The sequence below is a fragment of the Homoserinimonas flava genome (assembly GCF_054969005.1).
Map to the genome: position 1 here is coordinate 1,026,191 of NZ_JBUEQS010000001.1, position 20,180 is coordinate 1,046,370.

Here is a 20,180-nt window from a genome sequence, read left to right on the forward strand (position 1 = left end):
GTTCGCCCACTGGGCGGACCAGTTGAGGCACCGGATGCTGACTAGATTACAGGGAACCTGCGAATTGGCGACCCCAAGAGACGACATAAAGTAACACCAACACCACGAGCATCACGATGCTCCAGGCGAAATCGAGCGAAATCCCGCCAAATCTGATGGGCGGGACGAGGCGCCTGGTGAAGAGCACGGGGGGATCTGTGAGCGTATACACACCCTCCGCGGCCACCAGCGTGGCACCCTGTGGCCGCCAGCGCGGCACGAATGCAGTCACGAGCTCGAGCACGAATCGCGCCCACATCACCATGAAGTACACGAACAGCGCGAGGTAGAGCAGCGTGAGAAGAACGACAAGGATCATGAGGTCACCTGGAGGGGATGCGCGCCGGGCGAGCAGCCGCACGGCCGAAGCTCGGGCAGGCGACTGCACACCGACGACTGGGCTGGGCTCAGTGCCCGTCGGAAGAGAAGCTAGCGATCAGTCTACGACTGGCCGAACAGCGACGATTCCACCTCGTCAGAGTGGCCCTGATCGCCACTGATGGCGACATGAGCGGGCGAGAGCAAGAACACCTTCGAGGTGACCCGCTCAATCTTGCCGTAGAGCCCCTGCGACAGGCCGCTCGCGAAGTCGACGAGTCGCCGAGCATCCGGCTCGCTCATCTGCGAGAGGTTGATGATTACGGGGATGCCCTCGCGGAAGCTCTCGGCGATCACCTGAGCGTCCTTGTATTGGCGCGGGTGCACGGTGAGGATCTCGTTCATCTCGGTGGGTCCAACTACTCGGGCTGGCGTCGGACGACGCAGTGGCGTCACCGGTGCGCGCTGGGCGGAATTCTGGGTGGCGACGGGGGCTGGAGCGGCGTGCTGGACCTGAGCCGGCGCTGCCGTCGACTCGTTGTAGTCGAACTCCTCGTCGGCAAGGCCGAGATACACCATCGTCTTGCGGAGCGGGTTAGCCATGATTACTGAGCCTCCTGGTCGTTGCGGTTCTCGTCTTGACATTAACCCGGCATCGCTCGGTTTCCCGTGATTGCCGACCCGATGCGGAGGTGTGTCGCGCCCTCGAGAATCGCATCGGCGAAATCGTGGGACATGCCCGCCGAAATGCGATCGGCGTGCGGCGCGATCGCACGAACACGCTCAGACGCCGAACGCACCCGTGCGAAGGCGCTCCTCGCCTCTTCGTCGAGCGGCGCGACCGCCATCACCCCGAGCAGTCGAAGGCCCTCCGCACTGATCACGCGCTCGACAAGGGGCTCGAGGCCCGCGTCATCGACTCCGCCGCGATTGGGGTCATCCGTGAGGTTGAGCTGGATGAAACAGTCGATCGGCTCAGGCGACGGTGACGCAAGCGCGGAGACCAGCGACGCGCGGTCGAGCGAGTGCACAACGCGCGCATACTCCCGCACGGCCTTCGCCTTATTGCTCTGGAGCTGCCCGACAAAGTGCCAGGTCGCCCCGAGGTCCGCGAGTTCTGCGGTCTTCGCCTGAGCCTCTTGGTGCCGGTTCTCGCCGAAATCCGTCACGCCGAGCGCATGCAACTGCCGCACCAGGCTCGCGGGATGGAACTTTGTCACGACGATGAGGGAGATGTCATCGGCGTTACGACCGGCGATGGCCGCGGCATCCGCTATTCGTGCACGGATGCTCGCGAGCCGGTCACCGAGCGCAGTGTCGGGCTCGGCGGGGTTGCCGCTGCCCGTGCGCGTCACTTCAGGAAGTCGGGGATATCGAGGCTGTCGTCGCTCTCGTCGAACACGGGGTCGCTCGGCGCCTTGGGCAGCTCGGGCTCTGAGGACCACGCCGACTGCTCGGCACTCTCTGCAGACCCTGCAGCGAGCGGAGCTGCGGCAACAGCGGCGACCGGGGCGTCGTCGGGGTCAACGAAGTTCGAGCGGTGGCCCTGGCGCTTGACGACGGGCTCACCGCCATCGAAGCCTGCCGCGATGACTGTGACGCGCACCTCGTCGCCGAGCGTGTCGTCGATGACGGCACCGAAGATGATGTTCGCCTCGGGGTGTACGGCCTCCTGCACCAGCTTGGCGGCGTCGTTGATCTCAAAGATGCCGAGATTCGATCCACCTTGCACTGAAAGCAGCACCCCGTGGGCACCGTCGATGCTCGCCTCGAGCAACGGTGATGCGACAGCGAGCTCCGCGGCCTTGATCGCGCGATCCGCCCCTCGCGAGGAGCCGATCCCCATGAGCGCCGAACCGGCACCCTGCATGACCGACTTGACGTCGGCAAAGTCGAGGTTGATCAGGCCGGGTGTCGTGATGAGATCCGTGATGCCCTGCACACCGGCGAGAAGGACCTGGTCGGCGGTGGCGAAGGCCTCAAGGAAGCTGATGCCGCGATCGCTGATCTCGAGCAGGCGGTCATTTGGTACGACGATGAGGGTGTCGACCTCGCTCTTGAGCGCGGCGATGCCGACCTCGGCCTGGGCAGCGCGGCGCTTGCCCTCGAAGCCGAACGGGCGGGTAACGACACCGATCGTGAGGGCACCGATCGACTTGGCGATGCGGGCAACGACAGGCGCGCCGCCCGTGCCGGTGCCACCGCCCTCGCCGGCCGTGACGAAGACCATGTCGGCACCAGCGAGTGCCTCTTCGATCTCGTCGGCGTGGTCTTCAGCGGCGCGACGGCCAACTTCGGGATCGGCACCGGCGCCGAGGCCTCTTGTGAGCTCGCGACCGACGTCGAGTTTGACGTCGGCGTCGCTCATGAGGAGCGCCTGAGCGTCAGTGTTGATGGCGATGAACTCGACGCCGCGCAGGCCGAGCTCGATCATGCGGTTGACCGCATTGACCCCGCCACCGCCGATGCCGACGACCTTGATCACGGCGAGGTAGTTCTGGTTTGTTGACACGTCCGGCCTCCGCTGGTGAACCTTCAACTTCAAGTCGAAGCTTAAAGTTATGCTCAGTATGTATTTCCTGTGACTGACGGTAAGCGCAGGCTTGCCAGACGCGCTCCAATGTGGCGGGCGTGTCGGATACCGAGTCGTGAACTCGCAGGAATTAGAGAGGTCGAACGACGGCGCTGAGCGGAGCCGTGACGTCGAACTCCACCGGTGTCGCCGGGTCGTGCACCGCCATGAGCTGTTCGAGCACGCGCGCCTTCAGCTCCGAACGATCGGCACTCCCCCACACAACACGCTGCCCAGCACCTGTAAACACCAACGTGACATCGTCGAGCGTTGATGCCGACACCTGGTCGACCTGAGCGAGCAACGACGCTGGCAGTGCAAGGAGCACCTCGACGATTGCGTCGAAGACATCGCCATCGACCTCATCCTCGGTGAGATCGAGCATCGGGACCCCCACCGGGCGTGTCTCAGACCGCTCGATCTCGATGCCTGCAGGATCAACAAGAAGGTACCCATCATCGACGAGCACTGAGGCAACCGGCTGCCGCTCGGAGATATGAATCACGAGCGTGTGCGGCGGCACTGTCTCGGTCACGTAGCTGCGGATGAGTGAAAACTCTGAGAGCTCCGAGGTGAGCCGATCGAAATCGACAAGTGCCAGCGGCGTGCCGAGCTGACCGTCGATCGCATCGTGCACCTCGGCCGCATCGAGTCGGGACGTGCCGGTGATCTGGATCTCATCGAGCGAAAGGAGGGGTGAGTACACCGCCGTTGCAATGAGAACGCCGAGCACCGTCACCACTCCCCCGGCGCTCAGCCACGCGACGCGGCGATTGCGGGCGCGACGAGTGAAGCGCCGAACCTCCGCGCGCTCAAACCTTCGCCGCTCGCGCTTCGCCCGCCGAGCATTCGCCTTGGCCACCCTGGCCTGGTCGCGCGCGGACCGCGCCGCGAGTTCAGCCTCGCTCGGAGCGGGCTTCTGTCGCACGGGGCGGGCTGGGCGCACAGACTCCGACGAGCTGGGTGATTTGGGCGAGCTGGGTGATGTGGGCGAGCTGGCAGATTTGGAGGGTTTCGGAGGCTTCGGCGCCGACGGGGGCTTCGCGGCACCACGACGGGGTGCATGCGCCTCGGGCTGCGGTGGATCGGCGCGCCCCGAGTCGAAGCCCTCAGGACGTTTCATCCACCGACTGGTTCCGTTCGAGCGCTGCGAGCAGCTGCGGAATGATGAGGTGGATGTCGCCACCACCCATGGGGATCACGAGATCGCCTGGCTCTGCAATCGATGCTGCGGAGTCGACGGCATCCTGCCAGTCTTCGATGTAGCGTCCGGAAGCCGGTTCCGTGAACCGCTCCGTAATGAGCTCCCCGGTGACACCGGGAATCGGATCCTGTCGTGCAGCGTAGATCGGCACGACGATGGAGACATCGGCGAGCCGCTCAAGCACGTCTGCGAACTCCTGCGCCATGTCCAGCGTGCGCGTATAGAGGTGCGGTTGAAAAATGGGGATGAGACGGCCGGTGCCAGCGACACCGCGCGCGCCCGAGAGCGCGGCCTCGACCTCCGTGGGGTGGTGCGCGAAGTCGTCGAATACTCGAATGCCCCTGACTTCGCCGCGGAACTCGAACCGCCGCTCGGCACCCGAAAACTCGGCCAGGGCCGCGACCGAACTCTGGGCGTCAAATCCGAGACCGACGAGCACCGCGAAAGCGCCAGCCGCATTCAGCGCATTGTGTGCACCGGCCACGAGGAGGGTCACGGGATGCTCAGCGTGGTCCCACGCAATCGAGAAGGAGACACGGGGACCGGTGTCGACCGCGTGAATACGAACATCGGCGTCGGGACTCATTCCGAACGTGATGACACGTTCAGCGGTGAGCCGGCTTGTGATTGCAACGGCTCCAGGGTCATCGGCCGAAATCACGACGAGCTCGCGGGCCGCGTCGGCAAAGCGCACGAACGCGTCTTCAAACGCCTCACGCGATCCGAAGTGATCGAGATGATCGGGATCGACATTCGTCACCAGCACGACCGAGGTGTCGTAGAGCAAGAAGGAGCCGTCGGACTCGTCGGCTTCGACGACGAAGAGCTCGCCTTCGCCGTGGGCCGCGCTCACACCAAACTCGCGAATAACACCACCGTTGACGAAACTCGGATCAGCCCCAAGGCGGCGCAACGCTGTCGCGAGCATCGCCGTCGAGGTGGTCTTGCCGTGCGCACCAGCCACCGCGATGAGACGGGTGGCGCTGGTGAGCCAGGCGAGTGCCTGGGCACGGTGCAGGGCAGGGATGCCAGCGGTTCGGGCCGCGACGTACTCCGGATTGTTTTCGGAGATCGCGCCACTCACCACGAGCGCGTCGACCGCGCCCACATTCGCGGCATCGTGGCCGACAGAAACACGGATGCCCCGCTCACGAAGTGCCTCGATCGTGGCACCGTCGCGAGCATCAGAGCCCGTAACGACGATGCCCTTGTCATGAAAGAGAACGGCGATGCCGCTCATCCCTGCGCCACCAATCCCCACAAAATGGACAGAGGTGAGCCGCTCGGGAATGGGGGTGGAGAAATCGGACTTGATCATCGCGTCTACCGTATCCCGACTGCCTCATGAACAAGCTCGACCATGCGACGCGTCCCGTCGCGGAAACCGATCGTGCCTGCAATAGCGCGCATGCTCGCGACTCGAGCCGGGTCGCGCATGATCGGCACAAGAACCGATGAGACCCACGCGGGAGTGAATTCGGCATTGTCGACCATGATGGCGGCACCAGCAGCGACGGCGCTTCGCGCATTGAGGCGTTGCTCGCCGTTGCCGATCGCGAGCGGCACATATACGGCGGGGATTCCCAGGGCCGACAGTTCCGACACCGTCGCAGAACCCGCCCGCGAGACGGCGAGATCGGCAAGAGCGAGGGCGAGGTCCATGCGATCGCAGTAGTCGATCACAGTGAAGTGCTCGTGATTCGATGACGGCTGCTCGTCGCGGGTTCCCGTGATGTGGAGCACCTGCCAGCCCGTGTCGAGCAGCGACTCTGCCGACGCCGTCACCGTGGCGTTGATGCTCCGTGCCCCGAGCGAGCCGCCCGTGACGAGCAACGTGCTGCGCGCTGGATCAAGGCCGAAGAACTCGAGTGCCTCCGCGCGGGACGCTTCACGGTCAAGTGTCTCGATCTCGGTGCGGAGCGGCATCCCGACCACTCGGGCATGACGGAGAGGGGTTCCCTCGAACGTGATGCCGACGTGTCGGGTGAGGTAACTCCCAAGTCTGTTGGCGATGCCGGGACGAGCGTTGGCCTCGTGGAGCGCAATCGGCACACCGGCCCGCCGGGCGGCAAGATAGGCGGGCGCCGCGACATAGCCGCCAACACCAACAACAACATCGACACCGCGCGATGTAATGAGTGTTTCGATCGAGCGAATCAGCCCCAACAGCCGGCCGGGAAACCTGAGAGCAGCACGGTTTGGGCGACGCGGAAATGGCAGCTTGTCGACCGTCACCAGTTCGTAGCCTCGCGCCGGCACGAGCCTCGATTCGAGCCCCTCCTCCGTGCCGAGCACAATGATGGCGGCATCCGGCTCATCACGGCGGATGCGGTCAGCGATTGCAAGGAGCGGGTTGACATGGCCAGCCGTGCCTCCGCCACTCAGAAGGTAGGTGGTCATGACGTGGCGGCCCGAGCAGGTCGACCAGCGCCGTCGACAGGTCGGCGGGCGAACGACAGCACAATGCCGACCGCGATCATGCTGGAGATGAGCGCCGTGCCACCAGCCGAGAAGAATGGAAGAGGCACCCCGAGCACCGGCAGAAGGCCAAGTACTACCGCAATATTCACGAATGCCTGCCCGATGATCCACACCATTGCCGTGCTCACTGCGATGCGTGCGAAGGGGTCTGAATTGGCCCGGATGATGCGGACGAACGCGATAAGCATCACCACATACAGTGCGAGCACGATGATGGCGCCGAGCAGGCCAAGCTCTTCGCCGACGATAGCAAAAATGAAGTCGTTGTCTGCCTCTGGCAGCCAGTTCCACTTCGATTTGGAGTTTCCGAGCCCGACGCCGAAGATTCCGCCTGAGGCCAGCGCCCACCAGCCGTGCAGCGTCTGCCAACAGTTGCCCGAGTAGTCATCGGAGGACGTGCAGCCCGCCTGCCATGCAGCGATACGGCTCAGTCGCGAAGAGTTGCCCCACGCGAGGAGCAGAACGCCGAAGGCCAGCACCAGCACGGCGAGCGCGAGGTGACGGAGCCGCGCTCCAGCGAAGAAAAGTGTGCCAAGCACCATGAGGGTGAGGATGATCGCCGTGCCGAGGTCACCGCCACCCATGACCATACCCACCGCGACCACCGTGACCGGGGCGACCGGCATGAGCACCTCGCGCCAATCGCCGATCACTCGCTGCTTGCGCGAGAGTACGAGAGCGAGCCACACCACCAGCGCGAGCTTGATTGTTTCCGAGGGCTGAAAGCTGAATGAACCGATCTGGATCCAGTTCTGGTTGCCGTTGACTGAGTACCCCAGCGGCGTCGCCACGGTCAAGAATTGCAACGCGGCCGCGCCGATCAGCGTAATGGGGGCCCACTTCTTCCAAAACACGGATGGCGCCCGAGACGCGAGCAGCATGAGGGGCAAGCCGATCGCGGCGAACAACGCCTGGCGTTCGAACCCGCCGAAGAACTGCTGCGACTCCGTGTATGACGTCACCGATGACGCCGAAAGCACCATAACGAGACCGAACGCGACCAAGAAGAGGGTTGTGCCAAGCAGAAGGAAGTAGTTGCCGGTCTCTGCGCCGAACAACCGCCGCACGGCCACAACGGCGGCAGCGCCCCGAGGCGCATCGGCGCTCACGTTCTGGGGCTGACCCTCGTTGAGGTCGGGCTGCTCTCGCTGGGAACGGGGTGGAGTGCGTCGGGGTGGTGTTACCGGCATCCGGTGTCCTCCTCCCCCAGTGTCACGTCTCTAGTCTCGGCTACCGCGTGGTGATCGGACGCGTCGGCTCCGCGTGTCGCTCAACGTCGCTCAGCTGTCGCCGCCCGCGACGCCGAGTGCAACCTGGACCGCGCCGACCGGCACACCGTACGAGCGCGCAAGGGCTGCCGCGGCGAGGACATCGGCGACACCATCGACGGTGGCGAGGCCGACCGTCGCAAGCTGCTCGACCGTCGCCAGTTCGAGCGCCGATGAGCTCCGCTCCTCGTGAAACGCGCGATCACACAGGATGCCATCGACAACGCCGAAATCGCTCGGTCCGGGAACCCCGAGCCCGAAACCAATCGCGCGAGCACCCTCGACAACCTCGGCCTCCTCGACCATGTGCATGGTCGCGGCATCGTCACGGTTATAGATGCAGGCCACCTGGGCGCGGGCGTACACCGCCGCAAGATCGGCGTCTCCGTCACCCGACGCGGCGTCGATTGGACCGTCTGCGGACTGGTCGGCAGACGTCGAGGCGAGGCACGCAGCGGCCCACGCCGAGAGCGAGGTGGTGAAATGCAGTGCCGCTGGCGTCACCGAGACGACGAGGCACTCCCACCCCTCAGGCACGCGAATGGCATCAAGCACGGGCACACCGGCCGGCGTTTCGCCGCATGCCATCGCTCTCGCTCCCGATGCGAGCAGCATCGCCTCAGCAAGGTGCGCCGTTCGACCGGCGGTCGCGCCCCCGGTCACGACGAGCCACGGCGCGAGGGAACCCGCCTTATCGCGCACTCGCCACGCAAGCTCGAGGTCACTCCACACGGCGATGTTGGCCTCGACCGCCCAGGCGACGAGCGGATGCCGCACACCAACGCCGGGCGTGACGATGACGAGCTCTGGCCGGAGAGCGGAGAGCACACCCACCTCGGACTGCCCGGAGGTCTGCACCGCAAGGGCCACCCCGATGACGGAGAGAAGGTCTTCTCGATCGGCGGCATGGGCACCGTCAGAAATGACCGTAACCTCGGCTCCGAGTTCGGCGAGGGTGTCGGCGACCGAGAATCCGATCGCGTCGAGCCCGAGCACAGCGACCCTCAGACCCTTCCAATCGGCATGCCAGCTCACGAGATCGTCGAGGCGACCGCTTACCACGGGGTCAGGGCCAACCACTCGACATAGAAGAGGAAGATGCCACTCGCGACGAAGAGCCCGGCAATGAGCCAAAAACGCACGACGATCGTGACCTCAAGCCAGCCGAGCATCTCAAAGTGGTGGTGGAGAGGGCTCGCACGCCAGATGCGCTTGCCTCTCGTTGCCTTGAAGTAGAGACGCTGCACGATCACCTGACCGGTGACGATCACGAAGAGTCCGCCGATGAGCACGAGCAAGAGCTCGGTGCGGGAGAGGATTGCAAGCGCGACGAGGGCGCCTCCGAGCCCAAAGGAGCCGGTGTCGCCCATCATGATCTGCGCCGGCGAAGTGTTCCACCAGAGGAATCCGATGATCGCCCCGACGATCGCTGCCGCAATGACCGCGAGGTCAAGGGGGTTCGAGACCGTGTAGCACTGGTCCGCAACGGCAGGGTCAAGCCTGACCGCGAAGCACGATTGGTTCTGCTGCCAGAACCCAATGATGATGTACGAGCCGATGGCGAAGATCGACGATCCCGCCGCGAGCCCATCGAGGCCGTCCGTGAGGTTGACAGCATTGGAGACGGCCGTTGTGAGGAATGCGTGCCACGCAATCACGAGGATGGTGCCGAGCCCCACACCGAAGATCGCGACGAGGTCAAGAAACGGGAGATCGCGCACGAGTGAAATCGCCGTCGATGCCGGGCTCACACCATTGGCGTCGCGATATCCGAGTGCGAGGAGTGAGAAGCCGACAGACACCACGATCGTGCCAACAATCTTGGCCGGACCGCTGAGCCCAAGGCTGTTCTGGCGCGTGACCTTCATGAGATCGTCGATGAACCCGATGAGGCCGAGCCCGACCATCATGAAGATGACAAGAAGCCCCGCGACCGACGGTGGTTCTTGCCCGACGAGGTTGCCAACAAAGTAGCCAACAACAGCGGCGAGGATGAAGACGACCCCACCCATTGATGGCGTGCCGCGCTTAACGACATGGGTCGTCGGCGTGTCAGCCCGAATGAACTGACCAAGGTTCATGCGCCGGAAGGTTCGCGCAAAGAGCGGCGTCAGGAGAAGCGAGAAGACGAGCGAGACCCCCGCAGCGACGAGCAGGGCGATCATCGGATGCTGCTCCGCTCGAGTCGTTCGACGAACTCACCCGCGTGCGTCGCCGCGAATTTCACCAGCACCACGTCACCTTCTTCGAGTTCGTCACGGACCTGATCGTAAGCCTCGTCGAGGCTCTCGACGAGTACCGACTCTCCGTTCCACGATCCTTCGAGCCCTGCCGCATTGTGGATGTGACGTGCATCGCGGCCGATGACGACAAGCTGTCCGACGTTGAGCCGAACCACGATGCGGCCGATACGATCGTGGGCTTCTCGGTGACGCTCGATCGCCTCGGGACTGAGGTCGTCGCTGTCTCCGAGCTCGAGTGCCCCCAGGATCGCTACGGTGCGGCGGCCTTCAGTTCCGAACATCGCCAGCGCCTTCAGCGCGGCCACCACCGATTGAGACGACATCGAGCGAGTGTCATCGATCACGAGCGGTCCGCCGGGCACCCGCCGGGGAGCCATGATGCCGGGGCCGAGCATGTCGAGTGCCTCGAGTGACGTTATCGCCACCGCAGGATCAACGCCGGCCGAGACGGCCGTGGCCAGGGCTGCAATCGCATTCTCAGCGAGATGCTCACCGAGCAGTGAGAGCTGCACCGGATACGCCGCGTCCCCGACGACGAGCACGAATGCCGTCCCCGTCGATCGAGCAACGATCGTGTGCGCCGACACGTCGGCGCCGACATCGATGCCTGCGGTCATGACCCGACACCCGGTGAGCCGTGCCGCATCCGCGAGCCGAGGATCATTACTCGGCGCGATGATCGTCGTGTCGTCGGCAACCCTTGAGAGGACCTCGCTCCACGAGCGTCGGGGTTGTCCCGATGCGACCAGCTCATCGCCGCGCGAGAGCAGCACGACAGTCGGTGGCCAATCGGTGACGCCGGATGCCGCCGCGATCGCGTCGATCATGCGCGCAGTGGAGCTTCGACCCGCGGTGCCAACGATCGTGACGCGCGGTGGGAGCGGCCCGGGCACTACGCCCAGCCCGCCTCGCGGAGAGCGTCGCGGGCGAGCGCGCGTGCGGAATACGGCGTCCTGACGCCTCGAATGTCGCGATAATCCTGGTGCCCTGGGCCCGCCCAGAGCACGGAGTCGCCCTCCTCGGCGAGAGCGATGACGTGACGAATTGCGTCTTCGGGGGGGCTCACCTCGTGCAGTTCTGCTTGATGCTCGGCGAGAGCCGCGCCTTCGATGAGTGTGCGCCGAATCGAGGCTGCATCTTCGAACCGTGGGTGATGATCGGTGATCACGAGGACATCTGAATACTCGGAGGCGATGCGTCCCATCTCGTGACGCTTGGTCGCATCCCGATCTCCGTCGGCACCGAACAGCATGATGACGCGCCCTTTGGTGAAGGTGCGAACGGCTGAGAGTGTGTTGAGGAACGCGTCTGGACTGTGTCCGAAGTCGACGAACACCGCCGGACCGCGATCGCCAGAAACACGTTCGGTGCGGCCGGGAAGGGTGGCCTCGATCCTGCCCTGGACTGCGTGACCGATCGCCTCGAGTTCGAAGCCGGCCTCAACGAGCATCACAATCGCGAGCGCCGCATTCGCTGCCATGTGACGCCCGATCAGCGGCACGCTCGTCTCGATGGCGCGATGCTCGGGCCCCGTGAGTCGGAACGAGGTGAACTCAGCACGCTCCTCAAGGATCTCAACCACCCACTCAGCATCCACCCCCGGTGATGATGAGACGGTGGTCACGGGGATGCGTGAGGCCGCGACGACGCGCTCACCCCACGACGTGTCGAGAGAGACCACCCCGCGACGGGCGCGGTCGGGGTCGAAGAACGCGAGCTTCGCCTCGAAGTACTCCTCCATGTCGGCGTAGTCGTCGAGGTGGTCGTGACTGAGGTTCGTGAACGCCACGACATCGAAGCTGATGCCGTCAACGCGGTGACGGCTCAGCGCCTGCGCACTGACCTCAAGCACGACGGCGCGCACCTCGCTCTCACGCATCCGAGCGAGGAGTGCATGAATCTCGCTTGCCTCCGGTGTCGTGAGCCGGCTCACAACGGTGAGGTCGCCAATGTGGCGTTCGGCGGTCGTACTGAGTCCTGTGACGAGCCCAAGCTGACGGAGGATGCCCTCCAGGATGTACGAGGTCGAGGTCTTGCCGTTCGTGCCCGTCACACCGAGCGTGAGCGGCGGGTGCTCGTTCGTGCGATAGAGCCACGCCGAGAGCTCGCCGAGGGCCGCGCGTGGTGAGTCGACAACAACGATGGGCATGTCGGCGTTGGCGCCGATCTCGGCACCGCGTTGGTCTGTGAGCAGCGCGACCGCGCCCGCCTCGCGAGCGGACTCTGCGAACTCGGCCCCATGGGCCGCGGCACCGGGCACACCGACGAAGAGGTCGCCCGGCTGCACCTCGTTCGATCGAAGTGTGATCCCGGTGAGCTCGACACCGTCGAGCGAACCGCGGTAGTCGAGTCCGAACTCACTGACGAGACCGGCGAGGGATCTCGCCGACGGATGCTCCGGTCGGAGGACCGGGGGGATCCGATCAGGCAATTCGTCCTCTTTCTACCAGGTGGTCGGCAGACTCGGGGCCGGCTCGGTGGATGGCTCAACGCGGAACGTCTTGAGCACCTGGGTCATGATCTTCTGGAAGGTGGGGGCGGCGGCCGCAGAAGTCTTAATAGTATCCGGCTTGACGTAGCTGACGATGACGACGTACTCGGGATCTTCGGCTGGTGCGAGGCCGGCAACGGAAACCACACGCTCGGATGTGTATACCCCATTCTCTGCAAGCTGGGCCGTTCCCGACTTCGCCGCCACCCGGTATCCGGGGATCTGCAGCGAGGTTGCGAGCTCGCCGCCTTCGACGACGGACTCCATCATGGCGATGACCTGGTCCGCGGCGGATTCGGAGACGACATCCACCGGATCGCCCGAATCCGTCGGGATCACGGTGCCATCGGGCTGGGTGCAGCTCTCAACGAGGGTCAGGGGCATTCGAACTCCCCCGTTGCCGAGCGCCTGGTATGCCCCAGCAAGCTGCGCAAGCGTGCTGGCGACGCCCTGGCCGTAGGCGACGTCGTACTTCTGCTGCGTGTCCCAATAGTCAGAAAGGATGCCGTCGGCCTCGCCCTGAAAGCCGACTGCGGTTCGCTCACCCATTCCGAACTTCTTGAGGTAGTCGTAGCGCACGGAGTTCGAGAGCTGCCCCGAGAGCATCGAGATGCCGACGTTAGAAGAGTTCTGAATCACTCCGGTGAGTGTGAGGTTCTGGGTCGGATGAGGAAACGCGTCACGGACTTGGCCGCCTTCTGGCGTCTGCCACTCGTAGGGCACGGTGAGCTGAGTCAGCGGGGTCGCGACACCCTGATCGAGCAGCATCGCCGCCGAGAGCGGCTTGAACGTGGAGCCTTGCTCGTAGGACGCGGTGAAGCCGGCCGCCCCGAGGTATTCGACGGGCGTCGCATCGACATCGTTGGGGTCGACGGCTGGCCAGTCCGCCATCGCCATGATGTGACCGTCATCGACTCGAACCACGATGGCCGAAGCCGACTCGGCGCCGATCTCAGTCGCCTGTTCGGCGAGACGCTGCAGCACGAACCACTGCAGGTCGCTGTCGATTGTGAGGGTGACCGTGCCGCCATCAACCGCTTCCTCGGTGACAACGGTGCTGCCGGGGAGACGGACACCATCCACCCCGCGCTCGTAGGTGGAGGTGCCATTCGTGCCGGCAAGGCAATCGTCTTCAGTGACCTCGAGACCGTTTTGTGGGCCATCCGTACCCTCGAATCCCACGAGATTCCCCGCGACGGCGCCGTTGGGATAGGTGCGATCGGGCGTTGACTCGAAGTAGAGCCACGGGATATTGAGATCGCGCACCTCGCGATACTTCTCCGTATCGAGACCCTTTGCGAGAATCTCGTAGTTTGAGTCGGGATTCGACGTGATCAGCTGGTACATCTCCGCAGGATCACCGCCGGTCACGGCAGCGATCTCCTGGAGGGCCTCCAGCGTCGTCACTGTCTCGGTCTCATCACTGTCTTCGCTGATCGCTCGATCAAACGATTCGCCGACGATCGTCGGTGCCACCGTGACGTCGTACCGCAGCACGGTATCTGCGAGCACAGTGCCGTTGGTGTCGAGGATCTGACCGCGAATGCCGTAGGTCGTTGTCTGCACGGCACGCTTGTTCGCGGAGGCTTCATTGAGCTCGCTCGCCCGCACCACCTGAAAATCGACGAGACGCACCACGAAGACTGCGACGATCGCCAACGTCATGAGGATCGCGATAGCGAGCCGCCTGCTGTTCATGCGTCTGTCGTTCACTGCGCGTCCTTGCTGATGGCTCTCGGTGTCTCAGCGCTCATCGATCAGTGCTCTCGGTCAGTGCTCATCGCTCGGCTACTACCGGGTGACTGGGGCCGGAATGCCATTCGGGTACGACGCTACCGACTGGCTTGTCGCATCCGTCGTCGCCACGCCAGTGGTGGCTGCACTGTCAGCAACTGCCGCGTCGGCCTCTGCAGCGCTCGCCTGTGCAGCGAGCAACCCGCCCATATCTGGAACCTCCGGCATGAGCGCGTTGGACACGAGGAGGCTGCCGTTTTCGCCGATGACACTGCCGGCGGTGGCGTTCGCGGCGACCGGCGCACCCATGACGGCGCCGGTGGCGAGGTCGAGATACACGGCGCTCTCGTTGCTCACCATGCCGAGCGATTCCGCACGAGCGGCGACACTCTGCGGCGAATTGAGCACATCGAGCTTCTCCGTGAGGATCTGCTCATCTCGGCTGAGCTCTTTGCGTTCAGCCTGCAACGCCGCGATTTCGTAGGCACCATCGGCGAGGGCGATGCTCAGCAGCAGCTGCGACACCAGCACGGCGAAGAGTCCGCCGACGACGATCATCGCGTATGCGAGGCGCGGCCTGGCGCGGCGCTGATCGCGGCTCGGCGCGATTCCGATGTACCGCGGCGGTGCCTCGCGCTTGGGTGCCGGGTTCGGGATCGGGAGGGCCTCGGCAAGTGATGCGCTCATGCGGCGTCCCTGATTCTCTCGGCTGCGCGGAGTCGCACGGGAATGGACCGCGGATTCCGGTCGCGCTCGTCGTCTGAGGCAAGCTCCGCGCCACGCACAAGCAGCTTCAGCTCGGGGGCGTGCTCCGGCAACTCAACGGGCAGCCCCGCCGGCGTGCTCGAGGTTGAGTGAGCGGCGAAGTACCGCTTGACGAGCCGATCTTCGAGCGATTGGTAGGCAAGCACGACCACACGGCCACCAACTGCCAGCGACGCCACAGCGGCCGGGATGGCACCCTCGAGCGCTGCGAGCTCCTGATTCACCTCGATGCGCAGGGCCTGGAAGACACGTTTTGCCGGGTGGCCCTTGCGCTGAATGGCAACAGGGGTTGCTTCAGTGATGATGCGGACGAGCTGTGCCGATGTCGTCAATGGCTCGAGCGTGCGAGCCTGCACGATGCGCTGTGCGTAGCGGGGCGCCAAACGCTCCTCGCCGTAGTCGCGGAAAATGCGACGGAGGTCAGCCTCGGCGTACTCGGCAAGCACCCTCTCCGCGGTGAGCGGCGAGGTGGAATCCATCCGCATGTCGAGCGGCGCATCCTTGGAGTACGAGAATCCGCGCTCGACTCGATCGAGCTGGAGCGACGACACCCCGAGGTCGAAGAGGATCCCGTGCACGCGACTGATTCCGAGAGTAGCGAGCGCATCAGCGAGCTCGTCATACACGGTGTGCACCAGGTGGACCCGATCACCGAACTGCCGCAGCCGTTCGCCCGCAATCTCGAGAGCGTCGGTGTCGCGGTCCAATCCCACGAGCGTCAGTTCTGGAAACCGAGTAAGGAGCGCGTGCGCATGGCCACCCATGCCGAGGGTTGCATCGATTGCAATGGCACCCGGAACCTCAAGGGCGGGCGCGAGCAGCTCGATCGTGCGTTCGAGCATGACTGGGGTGTGAATCTCTGCGGTGTCGTCCATGGTTGTGATCGGGTGGCCCCCTGAGCCTGATCCCCATCCGATGCGACCTGCCGCCGGGGAAGTGCGGCAGGGCGTTCGGCTGGGAGTCAGATCCAGGGCGCTAGAAGAGTCCCGGAATCACCTCCTCCGTGGTGTCGGCGAACGCGCTTTCTTGCTCGGCGTAATACGTCTCCCAGGCAGCGGAATCCCAAATCTCGGCCCGGTTGCCCACGCCAATGACGGTGAGTTCACGGCCGAGGCCGGCGTAGGCCCGGAGCGCGGGAGGAATGGTGACGCGGTTCTGACCGTCCGGGTGCTCCGAGGTCGCACCTGAGAGGAAGAGACGCATGTAGTCGCGCGCCTGCTTGCCGGTCACGGGCGCCTGCTGCATCTTGACGGCGAGCTCTTCGAAATCGCGCGTGCTGAAGACATAGAGACAGTGCTCCTGGCCGCGGGCAATAACGACGCCGTTCTCGAGCTCTGGCCGAAACTTCGCCGGCAGGATGACACGCCCTTTGTCGTCGAGCTTGGGCGAGTAGGTGCCAAGAAACATGCTCGGCACCCCCTTCCGACTCCGGCCCAGCTTCAGGTATACCCCACTTTACTCCACTATCCACCACCAATCAAGGAAATCGGAGGGATTATTCGACTCGCAGTGCGCTTGACCCCCGCCATTACTGGGAAGTGATGCGTGGAGGAAGGTGGAGGAAAATTTTACGTGGATGCCACATTTGGGCACAAAAAAAGGGCCGACCCGAAGGTCGACCCTTGAACTCCGCGCGCAGCGCGCCCGGATGGAACTCTTAGCGGCCGCCCTGGCGACGGTCCCACCGCTCGTTCATGCGGTCCATGAATCCTGCCTGTCGCGGCTGGCGGGGAGTGGTCGGCATCGGATCTCGCGGCGCGTCGGTGCGGCGAGGAGGCGTCAGGGCGAGCAGGGCCCCGCCGAACACAACGATGAAGCCAAGCACGCCGACCACCGGCTGCTTGATGACGACGCCGACAATGATGGCTGCGATGCCGGCGAGGGCGATGAGCGCTCCGATTGCAAGCATGCGGTAGTTGGGGCGACCGCGGCCCGGGTTGACCGTCGACACGAAGTCGGCATCGTTTTGATAGAGGCTGCGCTCCATCTCGTCGAGAAGACGCTGCTCACGTTCGGACAGCGGCATGATGACTCCTCCCGGCGGATCAGATGAACTGCCACAACAATTGTATGCCCGCCACGCTGGCTAGGCTATATCCGTGACTGAGAGTAAGCGGTTAGTTGACCGAGTACAGGCGACCATCGACCGAGTTCTCGACGAACAGGGCGCACATCTGAGCGAAGTCTCCCCCGACCTTGATCCGTTCATCGCGTCGTCGCACAGCCTTCTCTCGGGGGGAAAGCGCTTTCGCGCGCTCTTCTGCTACTGGGGATGGCGCGCAACAGGACACGAGGCTGACGCAGACATCACCGCCATCGTGATGGCGTCGACAGCGCTCGAGTTCTTTCACGCCGCTGCCCTCGTCCACGACGACATCATCGACAACTCCGACACTCGACGCGGTCGCGCGGCAGCCCACCGGCAGTTCGAGTCCCTTCACTCCACGAGCGGCTGGACGGGCGATGCAGGCGCCTTCGGCAGATCAAGCGCCATACTGCTCGGCGACCTGCTGCTCGGATGGAGCGACGAGATCCTCGATGAGGGTCTCCTCGCCCTCGACGATCCCGCTGCCGCCAGATCGGCCCGGCGCGAATTCAATCGCATGCGCACCGAGGTGACGGCCGGCCAGTACCTCGATGTGCTTGAAGAGCACTCCTGGCGGTCGCGCCCAGACGAGGCACTCATTGAGCGCGCCCAGCGGGTCATCGTCTATAAGTCTGCGAAGTACAGCGTCGAAGCCCCCCTGCTCATTGGCGCGAGCCTCGGCGGAGCGAGCCTTGAGCAACTCGGTGCGCTCCGCGAGCTCGGGCTCCCCCTCGGCATTGCCTACCAGCTTCGCGACGACCTGCTCGGGGTCTACGGCGACCCGAAAGAGACCGGCAAGCCATCGGGCGATGACCTCCGCGAAGGCAAGCGCACCGTGCTCATCGCACAGGCGCGACGCCGAATGCCAGGCCCGGCCACGCGTCTCCTCGATGAGCTGCTCGGCGACCCAGAACTCAGCGACGAGCAGATTCGTTCACTCCAGGCCACGCTGCTGCAAAGTGGCGCGGTTGACGACGTCGAGCGTGCAATCCAGCGCCATGCGGACGCCGCGAGCCGCAGCATCCGTGCGGCCCCGCTCGACCCGGAGGCGCAAGACCAGCTCCTCGCGCTCGTGCGCTCCGTGACCCAGCGAGTCATCTAGCAACGCGAGCGCTCAGGCGAGCGCCTGCGCAACCCTGCGGACTTCGGCCTTTCGCCCAGCCCGCAACGCGTTGATCGGTGACGAACCGAGACTCTCATCTGGCGTGATGAGCCAGTCGATCGCCTCGTCATCACTAAATCCTGCGTCGCCGAGCACGATGAGTGTGCCGCGAAGCTCGGAAAGAGGCTCACCGTCGCGGATGAACAGCTCAGGCACCTGCCAGATCCCGTCGATACGTCGAGCGGCGAGGCTTCGGTCCTCGATGAGGCGCCGGACCTTGCTCACGCCAAGCCCGAGGGCTTCAACGAGCTCTGGAATAGTCAGCCAGCGGATGTCGGGAGCGGTAGTCACGAGAAAAGCCTGTCAGATTTTCGGAGAATGCGGGGAATCACACGTACCTCCGAGTGTCGAGCGACCATCCGAAATATTACGGACAGATTAACTGTATTCACATCAGCAACAATTGTCTCGGTAATTGACACCGATACTGTTCTGTGACAGTTTTGGGCCACGTCGCAGCATCGGCAGTACTCGACCAGGGGAACGTCATGACCACCACATTCGAACGACTCACTCGCGGTCGTCCCCTCCGCAACCCCGCGCGCATTGCAAGGGCCACCCTGTCGACCGTGCCCATCGTCATCGCCTCGTCGCTCGCAATGAGCATGAACCTCAGCGGCCCAATCAATATCGAACGCGAACACAGCCCAGAGCACGACGACGATGCCACGCCGTCGGAGCTTCGTGAGAATGTGCGTGCAGCATTCGCAAGCGCCGAGCAGGATTCGGATGCCGTCGATACCACTCCGGCCGGCAATCTCACGGTCGCCGCCGCTCCGTCGACCTACACCGTGCAGGCCGGCGATTCAATCAGCGGAATCGCGGGACGCTACGGACTCTCGACAGCATCAGTGCTCGCCCTGAACGGCCTTGGCTGGAAGTCAATCATTCACCCCGGCCAGGTACTCGTACTGTCGCAGTCGGCAACCCAGGCGGCCGCCCCCGCGACGACCGCGGCCAGCACCGCTGGGGCCTACACGATTGCCTCCGGCGACACCATCAGTAGCGTCGCCACGCGCTTCGGAGTGAGCACCGATGCGGTCCTCAGTGCCAACGGACTCACCGCCAACTCGATCATCTACCCCGGCCAGCGCATCGTGATTCCAGCAACCACGACCGCATCGGCGACCGGATCCGCCCAGTCGCAGACCGGTGCGTCGCACTACACGATCGCCTCCGGCGACACCGTGACGTCGATCGCGACCAAGCTCGACGTCACCGTCGACGCACTGCTCGACGCCAACGGGCTCACCGCGACCAGCACGATCTTCGCCGGCAAAACGATCGTCGTGCCGGCGTCCCAATCGACGAGCTCAGCCGCGACGGCGACCGTCGCAATACCAGCATCCGCCGACGACATCGTGCCGATGACGGCCGAGATGGAAGGTCACGCCCGCACGATCGTGTCGGTTGGACGCAGCCTCGGTGTCAGCGACTACGGACTCGTAATCGCGCTTGCCACCGCCGCCCAGGAGTCGACCCTGCGCAACCTGACATGGGGCGATCTCGACTCCGTCGGCCTGTTCCAACAACGTCCGAGCGCCGGCTGGGGCAGCGTCGCGCAGCTCACAACGCCCGAATATGCCGCGCTTCTGTTCTTTGGCGGGACGAGCAACCCCAACGCTGGCAACACCAAGGGTCTGCTCGACATCGAGGGTTGGCAGACGATGAGCGTGACGGATGCGGCGCAGGCCGTGCAGATCTCCGCCTACCCCAACGCATACGCCAAATGGGAGAGTTCGGCTCGCGCATGGCTCGCGCAAATCGGCTGAGAATCCTTCGGCGGAGAGGCGTTTCACAGCGGGGCGCTGACTGCT

General features: G+C 64.5%; 20 protein-coding genes. 2 read left to right on the forward strand and 18 right to left on the reverse strand.

What is annotated here, in order from left to right:
* Nucleotides 1–46 precede the first annotated feature (46 nt).
* The 17 genes from ACY48M_RS04870 to ACY48M_RS04950 all read right to left on the reverse strand — a co-directional run bounded on the left by ACY48M_RS04870 (nucleotide 47) and on the right by ACY48M_RS04950 (nucleotide 17,141).
* Nucleotides 47–358 carry a YggT family protein gene (locus tag ACY48M_RS04870; protein WP_462819100.1) on the reverse strand — a complete coding sequence of 104 codons (312 nt, stop codon included), beginning with the start codon at nucleotides 356–358 and terminating at the stop codon, nucleotides 47–49.
* 122 nt (nucleotides 359–480) lie between these two features.
* The gene (locus ACY48M_RS04875; protein WP_462819101.1) at nucleotides 481–960 is read right to left on the reverse strand and encodes a cell division protein SepF; all 480 of its coding nucleotides are present in this window, start codon (nucleotides 958–960) and stop codon (nucleotides 481–483) included.
* A gap of 41 nt (nucleotides 961–1,001) precedes the next feature.
* On the reverse strand, nucleotides 1,002–1,712 hold the full coding sequence (locus ACY48M_RS04880) for a YggS family pyridoxal phosphate-dependent enzyme (RefSeq protein WP_462819102.1): 711 nt from the start codon (nucleotides 1,710–1,712) through the stop codon (nucleotides 1,002–1,004).
* A complete protein-coding gene (ftsZ, locus tag ACY48M_RS04885; protein WP_462819103.1) occupies nucleotides 1,709–2,869 on the reverse strand; it encodes a cell division protein FtsZ in 1,161 nt (386 codons plus the stop codon). Before ftsZ ends, ACY48M_RS04880 begins: the two co-directional genes overlap by 4 nt.
* A gap of 151 nt (nucleotides 2,870–3,020) precedes the next feature.
* A complete protein-coding gene (locus tag ACY48M_RS04890; RefSeq protein WP_462819104.1) occupies nucleotides 3,021–3,857 on the reverse strand; it encodes an FtsQ-type POTRA domain-containing protein in 837 nt (278 codons plus the stop codon).
* 181 nt (nucleotides 3,858–4,038) lie between these two features.
* Nucleotides 4,039–5,451, reverse strand: a complete 1,413-nt coding sequence (murC, locus tag ACY48M_RS04895; RefSeq protein WP_462819105.1) for a UDP-N-acetylmuramate--L-alanine ligase — start codon at nucleotides 5,449–5,451, stop codon at nucleotides 4,039–4,041.
* Between the two features lie 5 nt (nucleotides 5,452–5,456).
* Nucleotides 5,457–6,533, reverse strand: a complete 1,077-nt coding sequence (locus tag ACY48M_RS04900; RefSeq protein WP_462819106.1) for a UDP-N-acetylglucosamine--N-acetylmuramyl-(pentapeptide) pyrophosphoryl-undecaprenol N-acetylglucosamine transferase — start codon at nucleotides 6,531–6,533, stop codon at nucleotides 5,457–5,459.
* Complete coding sequence (gene ftsW / locus ACY48M_RS04905; protein WP_462819107.1) at nucleotides 6,530–7,804, reverse strand: putative lipid II flippase FtsW; 1,275 nt, start codon at nucleotides 7,802–7,804, stop codon at nucleotides 6,530–6,532. Before ftsW ends, ACY48M_RS04900 begins: the two co-directional genes overlap by 4 nt.
* Before the next feature lie 90 nt (nucleotides 7,805–7,894).
* Complete coding sequence (locus tag ACY48M_RS04910) at nucleotides 7,895–8,944, reverse strand: Mur ligase family protein (protein WP_462819108.1); 1,050 nt, start codon at nucleotides 8,942–8,944, stop codon at nucleotides 7,895–7,897.
* Complete coding sequence (gene mraY / locus ACY48M_RS04915) at nucleotides 8,938–10,047, reverse strand: phospho-N-acetylmuramoyl-pentapeptide-transferase (protein WP_462819109.1); 1,110 nt, start codon at nucleotides 10,045–10,047, stop codon at nucleotides 8,938–8,940. The genes ACY48M_RS04910 and mraY overlap by 7 nt, the downstream gene beginning before the upstream one ends.
* The gene (locus tag ACY48M_RS04920; protein WP_462819110.1) at nucleotides 10,044–10,952 is read right to left on the reverse strand and encodes a glutamate ligase domain-containing protein; all 909 of its coding nucleotides are present in this window, start codon (nucleotides 10,950–10,952) and stop codon (nucleotides 10,044–10,046) included. The genes mraY and ACY48M_RS04920 overlap by 4 nt, the downstream gene beginning before the upstream one ends.
* 65 nt (nucleotides 10,953–11,017) lie before the next feature.
* Nucleotides 11,018–12,556 carry a Mur ligase family protein gene (locus ACY48M_RS04925; RefSeq protein WP_462819111.1) on the reverse strand — a complete coding sequence of 513 codons (1,539 nt, stop codon included), beginning with the start codon at nucleotides 12,554–12,556 and terminating at the stop codon, nucleotides 11,018–11,020.
* 12 nt (nucleotides 12,557–12,568) lie between these two features.
* The gene (locus tag ACY48M_RS04930; RefSeq protein WP_462819112.1) at nucleotides 12,569–14,329 is read right to left on the reverse strand and encodes a peptidoglycan D,D-transpeptidase FtsI family protein; all 1,761 of its coding nucleotides are present in this window, start codon (nucleotides 14,327–14,329) and stop codon (nucleotides 12,569–12,571) included.
* A gap of 78 nt (nucleotides 14,330–14,407) precedes the next feature.
* Entirely contained in the window at nucleotides 14,408–15,037 is a 630-nt protein-coding gene (gene ftsL, locus ACY48M_RS04935; protein ID WP_462819113.1) for a cell division protein FtsL, read from the reverse strand.
* Entirely contained in the window at nucleotides 15,034–15,990 is a 957-nt protein-coding gene (gene rsmH / locus ACY48M_RS04940) for a 16S rRNA (cytosine(1402)-N(4))-methyltransferase RsmH (protein ID WP_462819114.1), read from the reverse strand. Before rsmH ends, ftsL begins: the two co-directional genes overlap by 4 nt.
* A gap of 100 nt (nucleotides 15,991–16,090) precedes the next feature.
* The gene (gene mraZ, locus ACY48M_RS04945) at nucleotides 16,091–16,522 is read right to left on the reverse strand and encodes a division/cell wall cluster transcriptional repressor MraZ (RefSeq protein WP_462819115.1); all 432 of its coding nucleotides are present in this window, start codon (nucleotides 16,520–16,522) and stop codon (nucleotides 16,091–16,093) included.
* 250 nt (nucleotides 16,523–16,772) lie between these two features.
* Nucleotides 16,773–17,141, reverse strand: a complete 369-nt coding sequence (locus tag ACY48M_RS04950; RefSeq protein ID WP_462819116.1) for a DUF3040 domain-containing protein — start codon at nucleotides 17,139–17,141, stop codon at nucleotides 16,773–16,775.
* Nucleotides 17,142–17,214: 73 nt separating this feature from the next.
* Between ACY48M_RS04950 and ACY48M_RS04955 the strand changes: the two genes are divergently transcribed.
* Nucleotides 17,215–18,303 (forward strand): polyprenyl synthetase family protein, encoded by a 1,089-nt coding sequence (locus ACY48M_RS04955; protein WP_462819117.1) that lies wholly within the window; start codon nucleotides 17,215–17,217, stop codon nucleotides 18,301–18,303.
* Between the two features lie 12 nt (nucleotides 18,304–18,315).
* Here the strand turns inward: ACY48M_RS04955 and ACY48M_RS04960 are convergent, their stop codons facing one another.
* Nucleotides 18,316–18,654 (reverse strand): Rv2175c family DNA-binding protein, encoded by a 339-nt coding sequence (locus ACY48M_RS04960; protein ID WP_462819118.1) that lies wholly within the window; start codon nucleotides 18,652–18,654, stop codon nucleotides 18,316–18,318.
* Between the two features lie 197 nt (nucleotides 18,655–18,851).
* Here ACY48M_RS04960 and ACY48M_RS04965 point away from each other — a divergent pair, with 197 nt between their 5' ends.
* Nucleotides 18,852–20,135, forward strand: a complete 1,284-nt coding sequence (locus tag ACY48M_RS04965) for a LysM peptidoglycan-binding domain-containing protein (protein WP_462819119.1) — start codon at nucleotides 18,852–18,854, stop codon at nucleotides 20,133–20,135.
* Nucleotides 20,136–20,180 lie beyond the last annotated feature (45 nt).